At 44.5% G+C, this 18,513-nt stretch carries 13 protein-coding genes; 10 read left to right on the top strand and 3 right to left on the bottom strand.

The features are described from left to right. The first annotated feature begins 16 nt into the window (after positions 1-16). The 7 genes from MKY35_RS23515 (at position 17) to MKY35_RS23485 (ending at position 11,786) form a co-directional block, all read left to right on the top strand. Positions 17-1,300, top strand: a complete 1,284-nt coding sequence (locus MKY35_RS23515) for a peptidoglycan DD-metalloendopeptidase family protein (RefSeq protein ID WP_342444946.1) — start codon at positions 17-19, stop codon at positions 1,298-1,300. Between the two features lie 206 nt (positions 1,301-1,506). Beyond that, entirely contained in the window at positions 1,507-2,973 is a 1,467-nt protein-coding gene (locus tag MKY35_RS23510) for a S41 family peptidase (protein ID WP_342444945.1), read from the top strand. Positions 2,974-3,138: 165 nt separating this feature from the next. Continuing rightward, complete coding sequence (locus MKY35_RS23505) at positions 3,139-4,455, top strand: PDZ domain-containing protein (RefSeq protein ID WP_342444944.1); 1,317 nt, start codon at positions 3,139-3,141, stop codon at positions 4,453-4,455. Between the two features lie 177 nt (positions 4,456-4,632). Beyond that, a complete protein-coding gene (locus MKY35_RS23500) occupies positions 4,633-5,190 on the top strand; it encodes an rRNA adenine N-6-methyltransferase family protein (protein ID WP_029514547.1) in 558 nt (185 codons plus the stop codon). Positions 5,191-5,463: 273 nt separating this feature from the next. Then, positions 5,464-5,847 (top strand): hypothetical protein, encoded by a 384-nt coding sequence (locus MKY35_RS23495; protein WP_029514546.1) that lies wholly within the window; start codon positions 5,464-5,466, stop codon positions 5,845-5,847. A 297-nt stretch (positions 5,848-6,144) separates the two neighbouring features. After that, positions 6,145-10,200, top strand: a complete 4,056-nt coding sequence (locus MKY35_RS23490; protein WP_342444943.1) for a glycosyl hydrolase — start codon at positions 6,145-6,147, stop codon at positions 10,198-10,200. A 188-nt stretch (positions 10,201-10,388) separates the two neighbouring features. Then, complete coding sequence (locus tag MKY35_RS23485; RefSeq protein WP_342444942.1) at positions 10,389-11,786, top strand: DNA-binding protein; 1,398 nt, start codon at positions 10,389-10,391, stop codon at positions 11,784-11,786. A gap of 88 nt (positions 11,787-11,874) precedes the next feature. On the opposite strand, the gene MKY35_RS23480 is transcribed toward MKY35_RS23485, so the two are convergent. Continuing rightward, a complete protein-coding gene (locus MKY35_RS23480; RefSeq protein ID WP_342446697.1) occupies positions 11,875-12,252 on the bottom strand; it encodes a helix-turn-helix transcriptional regulator in 378 nt (125 codons plus the stop codon). A 255-nt stretch (positions 12,253-12,507) separates the two neighbouring features. Here MKY35_RS23480 and MKY35_RS23475 point away from each other — a divergent pair, with 255 nt between their 5' ends. Together MKY35_RS23475 and MKY35_RS23470 are read left to right on the top strand one after the other, a co-directional pair. Beyond that, the gene (locus MKY35_RS23475) at positions 12,508-13,929 is read left to right on the top strand and encodes a DNA-binding protein (protein ID WP_342444941.1); all 1,422 of its coding nucleotides are present in this window, start codon (positions 12,508-12,510) and stop codon (positions 13,927-13,929) included. 258 nt (positions 13,930-14,187) lie between these two features. Then, entirely contained in the window at positions 14,188-14,415 is a 228-nt protein-coding gene (locus tag MKY35_RS23470) for an aspartyl-phosphate phosphatase Spo0E family protein (RefSeq protein ID WP_023990607.1), read from the top strand. A gap of 235 nt (positions 14,416-14,650) precedes the next feature. Here MKY35_RS23470 and MKY35_RS23465 read toward each other — a convergent pair whose 3' ends face one another. Both MKY35_RS23465 and MKY35_RS23460 read right to left on the bottom strand, forming a co-directional pair. After that, entirely contained in the window at positions 14,651-15,466 is an 816-nt protein-coding gene (locus MKY35_RS23465; RefSeq protein WP_342444940.1) for a flagellar motor protein MotB, read from the bottom strand. Continuing rightward, positions 15,450-16,277: a flagellar motor protein gene (locus MKY35_RS23460; protein ID WP_029514537.1), complete on the bottom strand. Its 828-nt coding sequence runs from the start codon at positions 16,275-16,277 to the stop codon at positions 15,450-15,452. Before MKY35_RS23460 ends, MKY35_RS23465 begins: the two co-directional genes overlap by 17 nt. Before the next feature lie 208 nt (positions 16,278-16,485). Here MKY35_RS23460 and uvrB point away from each other — a divergent pair, with 208 nt between their 5' ends. Next, a complete protein-coding gene (gene uvrB, locus MKY35_RS23455; protein ID WP_029514536.1) occupies positions 16,486-18,477 on the top strand; it encodes an excinuclease ABC subunit UvrB in 1,992 nt (663 codons plus the stop codon). Positions 18,478-18,513 lie beyond the last annotated feature (36 nt).

Below are 18,513 nucleotides of genomic sequence, written 5' to 3'. Positions count from 1 at the left end.
GGATGGGGAGTGCAAGTTGAAAAAAACAGGATCTGTGTTGGCCGCTACCTTGGTAGCCGCATTGCTAATCCAGCCTTCTGACGGATATGCCAAAAGCATGAGTGAGATCAATTCGCAGCTGAACAAATTGGAAAAGCAGGCCCAATCTGCCAAGCAACAACAGGAAAAGGCTGCTCAAGATAAACAGTATGCCCAACATTACAAAAATAAAACCGTGCAAAACCTAAAAATTGTGCTTGCTCAGATTAACAGTGTCAGTGATCAGCTGACTCGTGTTGCGGTTCAGATTGATCAAACGGAAGATAATCTGCGTGCGACTAAAAAAGATTTAGCTGAGGCCATTGATCGTATCCAGTCACGGGAAAAAATGCTGGAAAATCGTGTGCGTTTGATGTATACGGATGGAACCGTCTCATATATGGACGTGCTTATGTCTTCGTCCAGTTTTAGTGACTTTCTTAGCCGGGTAGATTCCCTGAAAACGATCGTGGAGCAGGATCAAATCCTGTTGGACGAGCATAAAAAGGACAAGGCTCTGGTCGTAAGTAAGAAGAAGCAGCTGGATACGGAATATAAAAATGCCAAGAAGCTGTATGCGCTCAAGCAGGGCGCCAAAGCAGAACTGGATTCGAAGGAGAAAGAGAAGCAAAGACTGATTTCTAATTACGATCATGATATTGCGGAGTCAGATGAAATCAGTGAAGAGCAAAATGACATGCTGGTAGCCCTCGCGAATAAACGTGTGGGTCTGGTGCAGGAGAAGAACAAGCTCAGAGCGGAGCAGGCTGCCAAAGCCGCACGCGCCAGAGCGGCTGCACGTGCGGCTGAAGCCAAACGATATGCATCTTCTTCCTCAGGCGCTGCCTCGAATTCCAGCCATGCGGCAGCCAGTACGTATACGGGGGGATCAGGTACCTTGGCTTTACCTGTATCTCATTACAGACTCTCATCTACTTTTGGCATGCGGGTACATCCGATTACTGGCAAACTTAAAGGCCACACAGGTATTGATATGGCGGCTCCGCAGGGAACTGATATTCATGCAGCTGAAGACGGTGTTGTCATTGTTGCCGAGTGGTGGAGTGGTTATGGAAACACAGTTGTAATTGACCATGGAGACGGACTATGGACCCTATACGGACACATTCGCAATGGCGGTACGGTGGTTCATACGGGGCAGACTGTGAAACGTGGTCAAAAAATTGCAGAAGTTGGTTCGACGGGCAATTCCACAGGACCTCACTGTCATTTTGAGGTGCGCGAAAATAACAAACCTGTAAATCCGATGAACTATTTATAGTAAATAAGGTAAGCCCTATTTATAGCCATTACGGTTGTAGATAGGGCTTTGCTGTAATGGTTAATATCCGATGAAGAACATGTGCATTGAGACACGGAGTAGGATACAATTAACATATTCCGTACAAGCTAGACGTATACTTCGTGGATGGATATGCGTTGTAAGGCAATAGGATACAAGATAATGAGAAGGCGGTGGACGATTAGATGTTGAAAAAAAGTACAGCGATACTCTTGATGGTGATCGGGCTGCTTGGTGGCAGTCTGCTCACTTTTGCCTATACTGGAACGACTACAGTAGGGAACAGCGCTCTGGGCGAAGGACTGCTGGCGAGTGTGACAGGTAGCAGTTCTACCTCCAGAAGTGATATCCGCAAAATCGAGACGGCGATGGACCTGATTCAGGGACAATATTATCAGGATGTGGATCGTACCAAGCTGGTGGATGGCGCCATCAATGGTATGATGGAGTCGCTCGGCGACCCGTATTCCTCTTATATGGGTAAAGAAACTGCACAACAGTTCGAGCAATCTATAGAAGGCTCTTTTACCGGGATCGGAGCTGAAGTAGCGGCTGAAAACGGAAAAGTAGTTGTAGTCACACCAATTAAAGGCTCGCCGGCTGAAAAGGCAGGGCTACGCTCTAAGGATATTATTTTGTCTGTTAATGGTGAAACACTGGACGGATTGGATCTGAACAAGGCCGTTTCCAAAATCCGTGGACCTAAAGGCAGTCAGGCGAAAGTCAAAATTCAGCGCAGTGGCTCTCCTGATCCGCTCGAATACACGATTACCCGTGACAATATTGATATGGAAACTGTAACAGCTCATATGGAAAGCGACGGTGTAGGCGTCATCACGATCACCCAGTTCTCCTTGAATACAGCAGAACGATTCAAGGAAGAGTTGGCGAAGCTCGAGAAGCAAGGGCTAAAAGGGCTCGTCATTGACGTGCGTAATAACCCGGGCGGCGTGCTTTCCGTTGTCATTGAGATTGCACAGCAATTTGTACCTTCCGGCAAAACGATTGTACAAGTGGAAGACAAGAATCAGAAGCGTGAAGAAGAGAAATCCAAAGGTTCACACAAAAATTATCCTGTGACTTTGCTAATGAATAAAGGTAGCGCAAGTGCGTCCGAAATTCTGGCAGGTGCTCTCCAGCAATCAGCAGGTGCTGTGTTGATCGGGGAAAACTCCTTTGGTAAAGGTACTGTACAAACCAGCTATGACAAGCAAATGGGTGACGGTAGCCTGCTCAAAATCACGATTGCCAAATGGTTAACGCCAAATGGAACGTGGATTCATAAAAAAGGGATTAAGCCGAATATTGCGGTCGAACAGCCTGAATACTTCACAGCAGCACCGCTGAATAAAGAAAAGTCCCTGAAATACAATATGAATAGCAGTGATGTGAAAAATGCGCAAATCATTCTGCAAGGTTTGGGTTACAAACCAGGCCGCGAGGATGGCTATTTTGACAAAGTAACTGAAAGCTCTGTTATTGCTTTTCAAAAACAAGCGAAGCTGACGGCTAGTGGCATCATTGATGCGAAGACAGCAGCAGCGATGGAAGCCAAGCTGATTGAGAAAATTCGTGATCCGAAAAATGATAATCAACTCAAGCAGGGGATTGAAGAGATTCGGAAGGAAATGAAGACAAGCGTAGCGAAATAATAGTGAGGCTACAACAAGGGGGCTGGAAACAGCCTCCTTTTATATTGGGATTTATTTGCAGTCTGTCGGTTTGTCTTCCCTACGTTGGCAATTTCATATAGAATAAATGGATATGAAGTGTACGTGATCCGCTATACAGCGGGCCAGGGGCATAAGGGAGTGTGAATGGACTTGGAATGGGCATTACAATGGGGATGGGGCGTCTTGAATGCTTGCTTATACCTGCTTATGCAGCCGTTTTATTATATCTCAATACTTATTGTCGCACTTGGTTATCGTCGGCAAATGCTGCTGGAGCGCAAGCTATTTCATACTAAAATGCATAGCTGGGCCTCAGAGACCTGGCGTGTCGTATGGAGTGGTTTGCTTGCTGGAATGGCGCTATCCGCTCTGGGAATGTTCGTCAGCGTGCATCTGAACCCGGCTTCCATCGTGTGCCTGTGGGTAGCGACATTACTGCTCATGCTGGTACGCGTCCGTTACCTGTGTCTCGCTTATTCGGTAGGTCTGCTAGGTGTGGTTCAATTTTTCCTAAATGTGGCCAGTGGCTGGCAACCTGGGGGAGCGCTCGGAACATCAGTAGCAGCTATCCGCGGATTGGATATTCCAGCACTGTTGGTGTTGGTCGCCGTGCTGCATGTGGCTGAGGCGCTGTTGGTTCGCTGGCAAGGGGTGGAAGCTGCCACTCCGCTGTTTGTCGAGGGCAAACGGGGAAGATTGGTTGGCGGTTATCGTATGGAAGACCTCTGGCCCATTCCGTTGTTATTGCTGGTACCGACTCAGGGGGGATTCACGCTTCCCTGGACACCTTTGTTCGGCGGCGATGCCGGAACCGGGTATATGCTGGCAGCCTTACCAGTCCTGATGGGCTTCAGCAGCGTGACGCTAGGCCAGCTACCACGACAGAAGGCGGTACTCACTTCGAACCGCTTGCTCCTGTACAGTGTGGCTTTACTTCTGTTGAGCTTGCTGGCGGCATGGTGGAGTCCGCTGATATTGTTAGCAGCGTTATTCTCTTTTCTGGCTCATGAGGCGCTGATATGGTATGGTAATATAGAGGAAAGTCGTCTTAGTCCGATGTTTGTCCATCCAGAGCAAGGGATGCGGGTGCTCGCTGTGCTGCCAGACAGTCCGGCGACAGCCATGGGCATATTGCCGGGCGAGGCCATTTACCGCGTGAATGGAGTTATTGTGAATACCCGTGCCGAGTTACACCAGGCCTTGCGGATCAACTCTGCTTTTTGCAAGCTGGAGGTACGCAATCTGCAAGGCGAGAGCAAGTTTGTGCAGCGAGGCATGTACGATGGCGATCATCACCAGCTAGGGGTCGTGCTTGCACCGGATGCAGACGCGAGCTGGTCCGTATCCCTACAGCCGGCCTCCATCTATCGGATTGTTGCCATGCATATAGGCGCTCGACGACGTAAAGCTGGACAGGCATCGCAGGCAGAGGGTACACAGTTGGATACCATGAACAAATAGATGTTACAATAAGAGGGTAGTCATTATTTGATTAGAGTCGAATAAGGCTACGCTCTTTTTATATGCCGACAGTAGCCTGCTTGAAATCAATATTCTGATCGGTATACAATGAATATGTAATAAGAAGCGTTGATGAACCGAATGTCTATCATGTGTGTCAAGCAGGGAGAGGAAAAGATGAACGCGATTCACTTTATTCGAGAGTACATCAGGCATCCACGCAGCGTAGGCGCTGTTATACCCAGCTCAAGACAGTTGGCCAAACAAATTGCCACACCGATTTACTTTGACAAAGCATCGTGCATTATTGAATATGGTGCAGGGACCGGTGTGTTTACGCAAGAGCTGATTTTGAACAAGCGTCCAGAAACGCTACTTTTAGTGATTGAAGCTAATGAATCGTTTTACAAAACACTACAAAGCAAGTACGGACACTTGGAGAAGGTACACATCATTCATGGATCGGCTGAGCATGTAGCGCAGTATATACGACAGTATGAGGTTCCAAAAGTGGATTATGTCGTATCAGGGCTCCCTTTCACCAGCCTGCCAGGCGCGTTATCTAGCCTTATTTTGGGACAAACGGCTGAGGTTTTGGGCCAGGAAGGCAAATTTATTACGTTCCAGTACAGCAAGGTCAAACACAATTTTTTCCGCACCTTTTTTGCTGACATTCAGATTAAAAAGGTAAACTGCAATGTCCCGCCCGCTTATGTGTTCACGTGCAGCCTGTAACCTTGCAGCTATGTAGAAGATTAGAATAAATACGAATGCGAAGATACGGATGATTATGAGAAGACTTGGTCAGCGTCATTAAGATACTGAAACGGTCTTTTTTTGTTGTGCACTTTCATAGATATATAAGGAGGGGATATGTTAAAAAGCAAAATTCATTTAAGGAATCATATTTTAAAATGGGGCTTAACCTATATATTACATAAGATGGAACCCACTAGATTTTTGTAAGATTCATGATAAATCTGAACTTTTGTTAAAGGAGATTTATATATGGTAAAACCACTGATATTCATGCGTTGGTGTGAGTACTATAAGTTAAGTGATCGTGAGACGGACTTTGTATCTTTTTTTATGATGAATTTCTCGGCTGCTCGTTCAGGCAATCAACCGAAGCTTAGGGAGCAGTTTGTTGAAATTCAGAAAAAAACCTTTCCTGAGTACCCGTTTGATATTACCCCGGAAGAACTGGATTACTCCAAATTCGAAGGTTTGATGAAGCAGGTGTTGAAAATTCATTTTGACACGGCCGAGCTACTATACTCCTTTTACCTCCAAAAGCTGTGCGCACCTTTGGCAGAATACATTTTATCCACTGGAGAATCAGAGCCTGCGCGCATCTATTATAAGCTTATTCAAAAGGATAAAGTACGGTAGGAAAGACGAGTGTGGATAAGCAAGAGCTATTGGGATACTCAAGCAATATGGTTATTTAAGAAATTAATACTAGCTAATTAAAACAATAGTTAAAAATGTCAATATACCTTTGTGTTAAGGTAATATTATAAATCCAGTTTCAAAGAAAGAGGGTGTTGTCTTCGGCTGGAACATTTCAAGCAGGGATATGACGCTGTACCAGAACGATAAACTCGTTTGGGATCAGGAGCCTTAAAGCCTGATAGAGCGGCACTCGTATGGGTGCCGCTCTTTTCAAACTTAAAGGAGGAAAGCGGCATGAAGGAGAAAAATAGTAGTAGTATTTGGTCCAAACGTTCCAAATGGCTGCCTGTCGTCATGGCATGCACGATTATAGTAGGGGGGGCTCTACCGACTCCAGCTGTAGTTCACGGTCAAACGGCAAAGACCGTTACCATTAAAGTCGATACATCCAAGGATCGTAAGCCGATTAGCCCTTATATTTACGGTACGAATCAGGAATTGGCAGGCGATGAGAATCTGACTGCCAGACGACTTGGTGGCAATCGAATGACCGGATATAACTGGGAAAACAATATGTCCAATGCAGGAAGCGACTGGATGCAGTCCAGCGATAGCTATTTATGCGACAACGCCGGTTTGACAAAAGCCGAATGTGAAAAGCCAGGTGCGGTGGCAACCTCGTTTCACGATCAATCGCTGAAGCAGGGCGCATATTCTTTAGTCACGCTGCCGATGGCAGGTTATGTGGCCAAGGATGGAAACGGAAGTGTGCAGGAAAGTGAAAAGGCCCCTTCTGCTCGTTGGAATCAGGTCGTAAACGCTAAAAATGCGCCGTTCCAACTACAGCCTGATCTGAATGACAATCAGGTTTATGCGGATGAATTCGTCAACTTTTTAGTGAAAAAGTACGGCGTTGCTTCAACAAAGACGGGCGTGAAAGGATATGCACTCGACAATGAACCCGCTCTCTGGTCGCATACGCATCCGCGCATTCATGGTGAAAAGGTTGGAGCCAAAGAGTTGGTAGAGCGGTCGGTAAGTTTATCCAAAGCTGTTAAAGCAGTTGACGCGGGTGCGGAAATTTTCGGACCCGTTCTTTACGGTTTTGGCGCCTATACAGATCTTCAAACCGCACCTGATTGGAACTCTGTAAAAGGCAACTACAGCTGGTTCGTGGACTATTACCTCGATCAAATGCGCCTCAGTTCGCAAGCTGAAGGCAAGAGATTGCTGGATGTTTTCGATGTGCACTGGTATCCCGAAGCGATGGGGGGAGGCATACGAATTACGAATGAGGTAGGCAATGACGAGACGAAGAAAGCCAGAATGCAGGCGCCTCGTACTTTATGGGATCCGACCTACAAGGAAGATAGCTGGATCGCTCAATGGAACAGCGAATTCTTGCCTATACTACCTCGATTAAAGCAGTCGGTGGATAAGTATTACCCAGGAACCAAGCTGGCTTTGACCGAGTATAGCTATGGCGGCGAAAATGATATTTCCGGCGGTATCGCTATGACCGATGTGCTGGGCATCTTGGGCAAAAACGACGTTTATATGGCAAACTACTGGAAGTTAAAGGAGGGTGCCAACAACTACGTTAGTGCCGCTTACAAGCTTTACCGTAATTATGATGGAAAAAGCTCTACTTTCGGTGATATCAGCGTTCATGCGCAAACATCGGATATTGTTAATAGCTCGGTGCATGCCTCCGTAACGGATGCATCCTACAAACAACTGCACCTCGTTGTCATGAATAAAAGCATGGACAGTGCTTTCGACGCCCAATTTGATCTTTCCGGCGAGACGGCTTACGGTTCCGGTAAAGTATGGGGCTTCGACAAAAATAGCTCGCAAATTAAGGAATCCGCACCAATCACGCAAATTTCAGGCAACCACTTTACCTATACAATACCGCCTTTGACGGCTTATCACATCGTGCTGACTGTTGGCAATGATACACCTGTGGAAGGTCCCGAAAACTTTGCGCTGAGAGCTGAGACTGGCGATGGGAAAGTCGATTTGTCCTGGGACGCTTCCAGCGGAGCTGTAGGGTACAGTGTACAGCGGGCTACGTATGAAAAAGGTCCTTTTACTGCTGTAGCATCCAACTTGGTCGAAACGTCTTATACGGATACGAACGTAACGAACGGCACTTCTTATTATTATAAAATAACCGCACAAACAAAGGCGGGAACGAGCGAATCCAATGTTTTGAAAGCGGTTCCGCGGAAGCCTGCAGATGAATCGGATCGCTATGAAGCCGAAGATGGCACGCTGAAGGGAACCATTGTGGAATCCAGCGGAACCGGCTTCTCAGGTACTGGTTATGTAACTAATTTCCACAATCCGGGGGATTCCCTGACGATGATGATCCAGGCAGAGGCGGCAGGCTTGTACAATCTTACAATCGGCTACCGTTCTCCTCATGATGACAAACGCACGAACTTCTCTTTAAACGGCAAAGCGTCTGGCGAGCTGGTACTTTGGAAAACGGCTGATTTTAAAGAGACGTCCGGTGGTAAGGTTCTGTTGAATGCAGGGGCCAATACGATCGGTTTTGAAACAGGCTGGGGCTGGTATGATATCGACTATGTCAAGCTGGAGCCAGCTACTGACCGTCCACCGCATGCGGTAACCAAAACGCTCATTAATCCGAATGCGACGGTAGAAGCAAGAGCATTGATGAACTACCTGGTTGATCAATACGGGAAGAATATGCTCTCTGGTCAGGAGGAGATAAACGAAATTGATTGGCTTCAAGCCAATGTAGGTAAAAAACCGGCAATTGCAGCGCTTGACCTGATCGACTATTCGCCAAGCAGAACGGAACACGGTCTTAGTTCCACAGAGACGGAAAAGGCGATTGCATGGGATAAGCAAGGGGGCATTGTTACCTTTGCATGGCATTGGAACGCGCCGAAAGGTCTGATCGATACGCAGGGAAAAGAATGGTGGAGAGGCTTTTATGCCGATTCAACTACATTCGATATCGAATATGCGATGAATCATCCAGAGTCCGAAGATTATACATTGCTTATTCGCGACATCGATGTGATTGCAGGGCAATTGAAGAAGTTGCAGGATGCGAAAGTTCCCGTCCTGTTCCGTCCTTTGCACGAAGCGGAAGGCAAATGGTTCTGGTGGGGCGCTAAAGGTCCTGAGCCTGTTAAAAAGTTGTATGTTTTGATGCACGATCGTTTGACGAATGTGCACAAATTGAACAATCTGATCTGGGTATGGAATTCTGTTGCTCCGGATTGGTATCCGGGAGACGAGTATGTGGATATTTTGAGCTTTGACTCTTATCCGCAAGCAGGCGACTACAGCCCGCAAATTGCAAAATACGAAGACCTTGTTACATTGGGCAAGGACAAAAAGTTAGTTGCCATGAGCGAAAACGGACCTATCCCGGACCCTGATCTGATGAAGGCATATCAAGCCCATTGGAGCTGGTTCGCTACATGGTATGGGGATTTCCTGAGAGACGGCAAACAAAACAGCCTTGAGCATCTGAAAAAAGTGTATAACCATCCAAACGTCATTACGCTTGAAAAGCTCCCGACTAACTTAAAAACGTATGGCATTACCGAGCAACCGCCTGTACCGGGTAGCTTCACACTGAAGGCAGCGGGCGAAACGGCGAAAGTAGCGTTGAGCTGGACAGCATCGGCGAATGCCGCAAGCTATGAAGTGAAGCGTTCGACGGCTGAAAACGGCGCGTTCGCCACCGTAGCGAGCGATGTATACGAAAGCAGCTACACCGACACAGCCGTAACAGCAGACACGACGTACTATTACCAAGTCGTAGCGAAGAACGATGCAGGTCAAACGATTTCGAACACGGTTAGCGCAGCACCGAAAGCGGATACTCAGCAGCCGACAACGGGACTGGTGCTCCAGTATCGCACAGCGGATACAAATGTGAACGACAATCACTTGAACCCGCATTTCCAAATTGTAAACAAAGGTACAGCCTCCGTACCGATCAACGAGTTGAAAATTCGCTACTACTACACGATCGACGGCGACCGCGCGCAGACATTCAACTGCGACTATGCGACGCTGAGCTGCTCGAAGCTGAATGGTAAGCTGGTCAAAATGGATAAGGCCGTAACGGGCGCTGATTATTATTTGGAAGTCAGCTTTAACCCGAATGCAGGCGTGTTAGCACCTGGAGGAAGCACGGGCGAAATTCAAACCCGTATTCATAAAACAGACTGGTCGAACTATAACGAAAGTGACGATTACTCGTATAAAGGCACGCAGACTTCATTCGCCGATCATACGAAAGCTACGTTGTATCATAATGGCGTACTTGTTTGGGGAACCGAACCGACAGCTAATTAAGACGGGCGTCCATCGTTGAAATGAGCAGGGGATTTAGTATCCCACCTGCTCATTTTTTTGTACAAAAACCCTCCAAGAGATATGTTTGATTATTATATTCAAGTTTAAGAAATCACGAATTAAAATTACCTTATAATGCTATAAGAGACGGAAAATATAATTTTTTAAGTAGAAAGAGAGGGATTGGAATGAAACATACACCTACGATCCGCTCAAAGATAGAGACAGAACTAAAGCAAAGGGGATATACATTTAGCAGCTTCAGTAAAGTATCTGGAATTAACCGTGGTATATTTAGCACCATGCTTAACAGCAATCCACCCAAGCCGATCTCGGTTCGGCAGATGGACTTGATCACTAAGGCATTAGGGTATCCCGAAGGCTGGTTGTATGAGTTATACATAGATGAATGCTTTTACGAGGGAAAAGGGCATTGGAAACGGATTAAGCCTTTTTTATTGCGTTGTGTAGATTTAGGTAGGGAAGACTGTATTAAAAAGGTATTGTCAAGACTAACCGAGGACTTGTCCTATGTACCGACGATATTCAGGTTTGCAGAAGAACTACACGAAGCAGGCAAGGAAAGGGAGTCTGTCCCCTTTTATGAGTGTGTAATTGAAAATGAGAGGTATTACCACTCGGAACGGCTGGCACTTTGCCAGTATCGTTTGTTTTGTTATTCTCTGAATACTGATTTGGACAATAATCGGCAAGCAACTATAAAGTTTGCACCGTTTCGGAGGAATCTTCCCGAGAATTACCAACTAGATGCGTTGTTAAAATTGACTAATGCATATTTCCAATTTTATGATTATGAGGCGGCTATACACTATGCGAAGGAACTTGAGGTACTAGTCAAAAGCATTTATTGGCATCAGGCTCAAGCGAGGGCGAGGAATCGTGAAGTTATACGTTTAAATACAGAAAGACATCTAATCGTTTATTATGGTCAAGCCTATTTAATGCAGGGAAATTCCTTAGAAAAACAAGGACTATATGAAGCAGCTATGAAGTTCATACCTTATTATGAAAATCTAACTGGATTTGAAGGTCTAGATGAGATTGGAATGATAGAGGCACAGAAATTCGAAATATGGGGAATAGCAAACCGTTTGAATTTAGAAATTCTGATGGGGGATACGGCTAGTTTGCCTGCCTATGTCGAACTTATTAGAAATAATCCTCAGGAAATATTACTTGGGCTATTGACTATTATAGAATCGGCCAATCATTACAGTTACTTAGTAGACGATACTCTGGTTCTTTTTGCTGAGAATATTAAAGAATTTAGGGAGCTACGTACAAATATTTCGTATTATCATACAAATAATGATCTGTTGACATATTCTCGTTTTTTTCTTGAGCTTAGTCGATACTATTTCAGTAAAGGAAGCTATACCGAGGCAATAGACAGTATGCTGATTAGTTTAAAAGCCTCCTCAGAGTTAAACGATAAGAATTACTTTATCAAGTCCATCACGCTATTGTTTGAGAAATATAAGGATCACTCGACCGAAGAACAACGAACGGAATATAAAAAAGTGATACAAGCAGTGGGAAATAGTATGAGGCAAATGACCTCTTAGAGCAAAAAAAGGGCTATGTTTCTCTACCTAGAGTAGAAGATCACACAGCTCTTTTAATTTTTCGTGCATGTTAATTGATTTAAATTTACTATTCCTCATTTGTATCAGGGGTGCCGGAATTGCTCTCCAAAAACTCACTCTCTGACGAGAAAAGTTCCTTCAAAATGCGATAAGCTTTATTTTGTTCCGCTTCACTCTGCTGGGAAAGGATATGAACGCATTCCCAAATCCAAGGCTGGCTTTTGAGTTCTTCATATGGATTAAAGTTAAAAAATGCAAATACGTTTGTGTTCAGCGCCTCTGCTATTTTTTCTAATGTTTTGATCTGCACATTGACTTCACCGCGTTCCAACTTCCCTATGTAGGAACCTGTTGAATCGGATGCTTCTGCTAACTGTTCTTGTGTAATACCCCGCAATTTTCGAAATTGACGGATTTTTGTTCCTAATAGTTTCGTTGTTTCCATAGACATCCACACTCCTATAGTATGAGTGTAGACAAAGCTAGATTAAGCGTGGAGGTAATTAAATTGCCTTAATTATTCGACATTTAGTTCTTGTGAGAACTATTTTAATAACACTAAATTCCATAATATAATAAAACAGTGTAGAAAAGGGGTTGACCATCATCCAATTTATTCATATAATTTCTAGTATATTGTAATTGATTGTCGAGGAGGGTGATTTTTTAAAATCATCTGAATATGCCGGGGGTGTTTTTATTGGAAAATGCAACCACGATTCGTTCGGAAATTGAGAAAGAATTAAAACTTGGTGGCTACACGTTTAATAGTTTTGGACAAGCTACGGGGCTTAATCGGGGTATATTTAGTGCGATGCTTAACGGAAATCCACCTAAACCTATATCTGTAAGACAAATGGACTTGATTACCAAAGCCTTTAATTATCCAGAGGGCTGGTTATATGATCTGTATGTGGATGAATGTTTTTATGATGGAAGACCACATTGGAAAAGGGTCAAGCCGTTCCTGATTCGTTGTGTCGAAGTGGGAAACCTGCGATGTGTTGAGAAAGTGCTTTCACGCTTAATGGAGGATCTTAACCACATTCCAACAATCTTTGCTTTGGCAGAGGAGCTTTATGAAGAAGGGAAGTTACAAGAGGCAATTCCTTTCTATGAATGTGTCATTGAAAATGAGAAGTATCAACATTCAGAGAGGTTGGCAATTAGTCATTATAAATTGTTTATAGCTTCGATAGGTAAAGATTTAGAGAGGAACTTGGAAGCGGTTTTAAGATTCATCCCCTATCGTAACCGACTTCCTGAAAATTATCATTTAGATGCTTTGTTGAAGTTGGCTAATATCTACTTTAGTCTTCGCCAATGGAAAGAGGTGGAAAGGTATGCTGACGAGCTACGAAACTTAGCAACAACTATATATAAAAATGAAATTCAGAAGCGAAAAAACATAAATAAGTATAGGCAATTAGAGACCGAAAGGCCGCTTGTTGTTTACTATGGACAAGGTTATTTACTTAAAGGCAATGCTTTGGAACTACAAGGAATGTATGAAAAAGCAATGGAATACATTGAAGGTTACGCTGATTTAGGCTGGTTTGAAGGACTAGATGAATTAGGGTTAGAAGAAGTTGAACTTCTCAAATTATGGGCAGAAGCAAATAAACTTAACTTAAAGGTTCTAATGGGTAAAAAGGGGAGTTTACCTTCGTATGTTAATTTTCTTAAGAAAAATCCCCTTGAAGTATTGCCTGGTTTACTTACTATTGTTGAGTCTGCCATTAAATATAAATTTAGTATTGATGCGATACTTTCCGATTTCTCAGAGGAAATTAGAGATTTTAATGATAGTTTCTTTTTGGATAGTGGATATTATCAGCTAGCGCCAACTGTGGACAGATATGCTGATTTACATTATAAACTGGCAATTTACTATTTTGGTAATGAAAAAATCGGTCAAGGTCTTGATTCTATTTTAGAAAGTCTAAAATTTTACAAAAATATTAATAATAAAACAAAGTTTGTAGAATGTGTTGCTTTGTTCGAAAAATTCAGAAAAGACTCCACATCTCAGCATAGAAAGAATTATGAATTTATAATGGAGGAGATATTAGATGATGAAAAAATTAACGATGTTCTCCTTGTTGGCGCTAAGTCTAATTAATTTTGTTAGTTTTGGAAAAACAGTCAATACTAATTTGGATATATTCGGGCATGGAAATGGGAATTATAGCACTTATGGGCATGGAAATGGACATTAGTAGAATTAGAAATTATGCTTCTAAGCCAATTCCTTTGGATTGGCTTTTTTGATTCATCCCGTTAAAGGGATGAATTGGGTTTTATTATATTTTTAACCTGTAGGGAAGGTATCAGCTTGTAAACTAATGTAAATACCACACCGAACAGGAGGTTTATTGATGTGAAATGGAAACAATTGGAGGAATGCATCGAAGAAAAGCGGAAGGAATTAAATGATTTGGCGAATGAGGTGGGATTGAAGGATCGGCGTGTGTTAATCAAGTCCATGGAGTTAGATCGACTCCTTAATAAATACAGCGATTGGAAATATAGCTATCGTAGACAACAGAGCATCCCCCAAAGTTCACAAATACAAGAGAAGCAACACGAGCTTGTCCTATCTTACTAATCTTCAAGTATCATGACAAGATAGAATCTAACTTCACCAGGGCTTCTAATACATAGTGGGATATAGAATAAACAAAATAATCTCTATTGCATCTCGTACGCTGCTCTTATCCACGTTGTTCGTACGGTTTATTGTTCTGCGTCTACATCAGGCGGAAGCCATGTATTAATGATGAATATGTATCAAAAAAACCTCCCGATTCACGTTATTACGTGAATCAGGAGGTTTTTGGGTTTTACTGTTGAAGTTGGCGTAGTACGGTAATTTCGACACGGCGGTTTTTTTGTCGTCCAGCTTCGGTGCTATTGTCACCAACCGGTCGGGTATCTGCATAACCTGCATACTGAAATCCTGAGGGTGAAAGTTGCTCTCTGTCGAGAAAGAATCGGAGTACAGACAGTGCCCGTGCGCCGGAAAGCTCCCAGTTGTCCTTATACGTCGATGAGTTCGAGGAGCGCGTAAACGGAATGTTGTCCGTATGGCCCTCAATGCTAATCGGTGTTTTCAAATCTCGAAATAGACTGGCCAACTTGGATAGTGTGTTGGCAGAGCCTTGCTTGAGTGCAGCTCTACCTTGATCGAATAAAAAGCGGTCATTCAGCGTAATGACAATACCACGCGGCTGATCTGACACAAAAATCTGATTTTCCAGTTTGTTGTCCGTAATATATTCTTGAATGACACCCATTAAATTTTGCAGCTCTTTTTCCTGCGTGCGGAATGCTTGTTCACGTTCGGTAAGCTTTGTCGATCCGGCTTCCTTTTTATCGGCTGCTGGTTGCTTGGTCGTGGGTGGATTCTTGCTGGTATAACGATCGGCAGTACCTGTAATGCCCGAGCCTTGCTCCAAAATAGAATCTCCCTTGTGGAACGTATCCTGGAGGGATTGAACAACGACATCGTATTTTTTAGCATCCAAACTACTCATGGCATACATCACAACGAAAAATATGAGCAGCAGGGTGATTAGATCGGCATAGGTAATCATCCAGCGGTCACGATGGTCTCCGCCGCCTCCTTGACCCCCACGGCGCTTACCGCGCGTTCTCATGGAAGTCCTCCTTTGGAGATGCGTCCTCAGTGCGTGAGCGACGAGGCGGTTTGCGATCTATATTTTGCTCTGAGCGGATAAAGAACTCCAACTTTTTGCGTACAAGCTTTGGATTCTCTCCGTTTTGGATAGCCAGAATACCTTGCAGCAGCAAATCCATCGTGATAATTTCACTCTCACTGGCTGCTCTTATTTTGGATGCGATGGGCAGAAAGATCAGATTAGCGCTAGCAACGCCGTATAGGGTTGCGATAAAAGCAACAGCAATGGACGGACCAAGCGCAGTAGGCTCGGTCAGGCTGCCCAATACATGGATCAGGCCCATAACAGTACCGATAATCCCCATCGTAGGGGCATAACCGCCTGCGGATTCAAATATTTTGGCGTACCCTTCATGTTTGTGTTCAATGGCATCTAACTCAAGCTCTAAAATCTGTTTGATCTGTTCCTGCTCGGTGCCGTCGATGACCAATTGAAGACCTTCGCGCAAAAATGCATTCGGATGCTCTGATGAAATACGCTCTAGCGCAAGTACACCGGATCGGCGTGAGGTGGCAGCCATGGAAACCAAATCTTCTATATATTGCTCCGTAGGATTGTCCTCACGGCTAAATGCCATCCGTAGAGCGGTGGGGATCGTCTTCAGCTTGGAAGCGGGGTAGCTGATCACAACTGCGGCGAAAGTTCCCCCAAATACAATGAGAGCCGATGTACCTTGAAGCAGCCCGGTAAATTCGCCGCCTTCCCATAAGAAGCCACCGATTAATGCTATGATTCCTGCGATGATGCCCAATACGATGGTGATATCCAAAATTTAATTCACTCCTATTCAAGACTTATCGTTTGCATCCGCGGTAAGAAAGAGGTATAATACGGGAACAAACATTCTTATCCAACCATATTTCCCAAGTATCATTGCTCGGGAAATATCGACATAGAGTTACAGGTAAAGACGTTAAAGCTCGACTGGTGTAAAATCATGATGTTTCCATTTTAGACGATAAGGGTGATGCAGGGCAATGAGTGATATCGTTGTTAGCGATAAGACTTTTGAAATTCAGTCGGAATTCCAACCTCAAGGCGATCAGCCCCAGGCCATTTTTGAATTGGTAGAGGGAATTGCAGAAGGAAAGAAGCATCAAACGCTATTGGGTGCTACGGGAACAGGTAAGACGTTTACCATCGCACAAACCATTGCCAAGTTAAATCGGCCTACGCTGGTTATTGCACATAATAAGACTTTGGCTGCTCAACTGGCGAGTGAGTTTAAAGAATTCTTTCCGAATAACTCCGTCGATTATTTTGTCAGCTACTATGATTACTATCAACCGGAAGCATACATCCCGTCTTCCGATACGTATATTGAGAAGGATTCCAGCATCAATGAGGAGATTGATAAACTTCGCCACTCAGCGACAAGCTCTCTGTTTGAGCGTCGTGACGTTATTATTGTAGCGAGTGTCTCCTGCATTTATGGTTTGGGTTCCCCGAAAGAATATTCAAGCCTGCTACTTTCGCTTAGAGTTGGCATGGAGAAACCCCGCAATCAGATTTTGTCCCGCTTGGTCGATATTCAATATCAGCGGAACGATATCAACTTCGTGCGGGGTACTTTCCGTGTACGGGGGGATGTTGTTGAGATATTCCCGGCTTCCCATGGGGAACATGCTATACGTGTAGAACTATTCGGGGATGAAATTGAACGAATTACCGAGATTAATGTGCTTACGGGTGAATTGATCGGTGAACGTGATCATATTGCTATTTTCCCGGCATCTCACTTTGTTACTCATGAGGATACGATGAAGGTAGCATTGGTCAACATTGAGCGTGAGCTTGAAGAGCGGTTAGCGGAGTTGAAGGAGCAAGGGAAGCTGTTAGAGGCGCAACGTTTGGAACAACGTACCCGCTATGATATCGAGATGATGAAAGAGGTTGGTTTTTGTTCCGGTGTGGAGAATTATTCAGGTCCACTGACATTCCGCGAGCGAGGAGCAACACCATATACGCTAATGGATTATTTCCCGGATGATATGCTGATCGTCATTGATGAGTCCCATGTTACATTGCCGCAGATTCGTGCCATGTATAACGGTGACCAAGCACGTAAGAATGTACTGGTGGATCATGGTTTTCGTTTGCCGTCTGCATTGGATAATCGCCCGTTGAAGTTTGAAGAGTTTGAGGACAAGGTAAGTCAGATTATCTATGTATCAGCTACTCCAGGACCCTATGAGATGGAGAAGTGCGAAACGATGGTGCAGCAGATTATTCGTCCTACCGGGCTTCTTGATCCGATTATTGAGGTGCGTCCGAGCAAGGGGCAGATTGACGATCTTATTAATGAAATACGGCTTCGCATAGAACGTGAAGAACGGGTGCTGGTGACCACACTTACGAAGAAGATGTCCGAAGATTTGACTGACTATTTAAAAGAAGTAGGCATCAAGGTCCGGTATATGCACTCCGAGATTAAGACGTTGGAGCGGATGGCTATTTTGCGGGATCTTCGTCTAGGGACCTTCGACGTGCTAATCGGGATTAACCTGTTGCGGGAGGGTCTTGATTTGCCGGAAGTATCTCTGGTCACGATTTTGGATGCAGACAAAGAAGGCTTCCTGCGTTCTGAGCGCTCTCTGATACAGACAATCGGACGGGCAGCACGGAACAGTGACGGTCGTGTTATTATGTACGGCGATAAGATTACCGATTCTATGGATAAAGCGATAAAGGAAACGGAACGTCGGCGTGCGATTCAAATTCAGTATAATGAAGAACATGGGATTACCCCGCAAACCATACGTAAAAAGATTCGTGATGTTATTGAAGCAACTAAGGTGGCAGAATCGAAGAATGATTACCTTCCTAATGAGACGGGTAAACTTTCCAAGAAGGAGCGCCAATCACTCATTCAGCGTCTGGAAGCAGAGATGAAAGACGCCGCCAAGAACCTACAGTTCGAGCGGGCAGCCGAGCTGCGTGATGCTTTGCTGGAGTTGCGAGCTGATTAAACATTGAGAATAAGCTAGAAGCAAAACATATGAAAA

This window comes from Paenibacillus sp. FSL L8-0638 (assembly GCF_038593075.1).
Lineage (GTDB): Bacteria > Bacillota > Bacilli > Paenibacillales > Paenibacillaceae > Paenibacillus > Paenibacillus polymyxa_D.
Note: the sequence above shows the minus strand (reverse complement) of the source record. Positions and strands in the feature narration are given on the sequence as shown.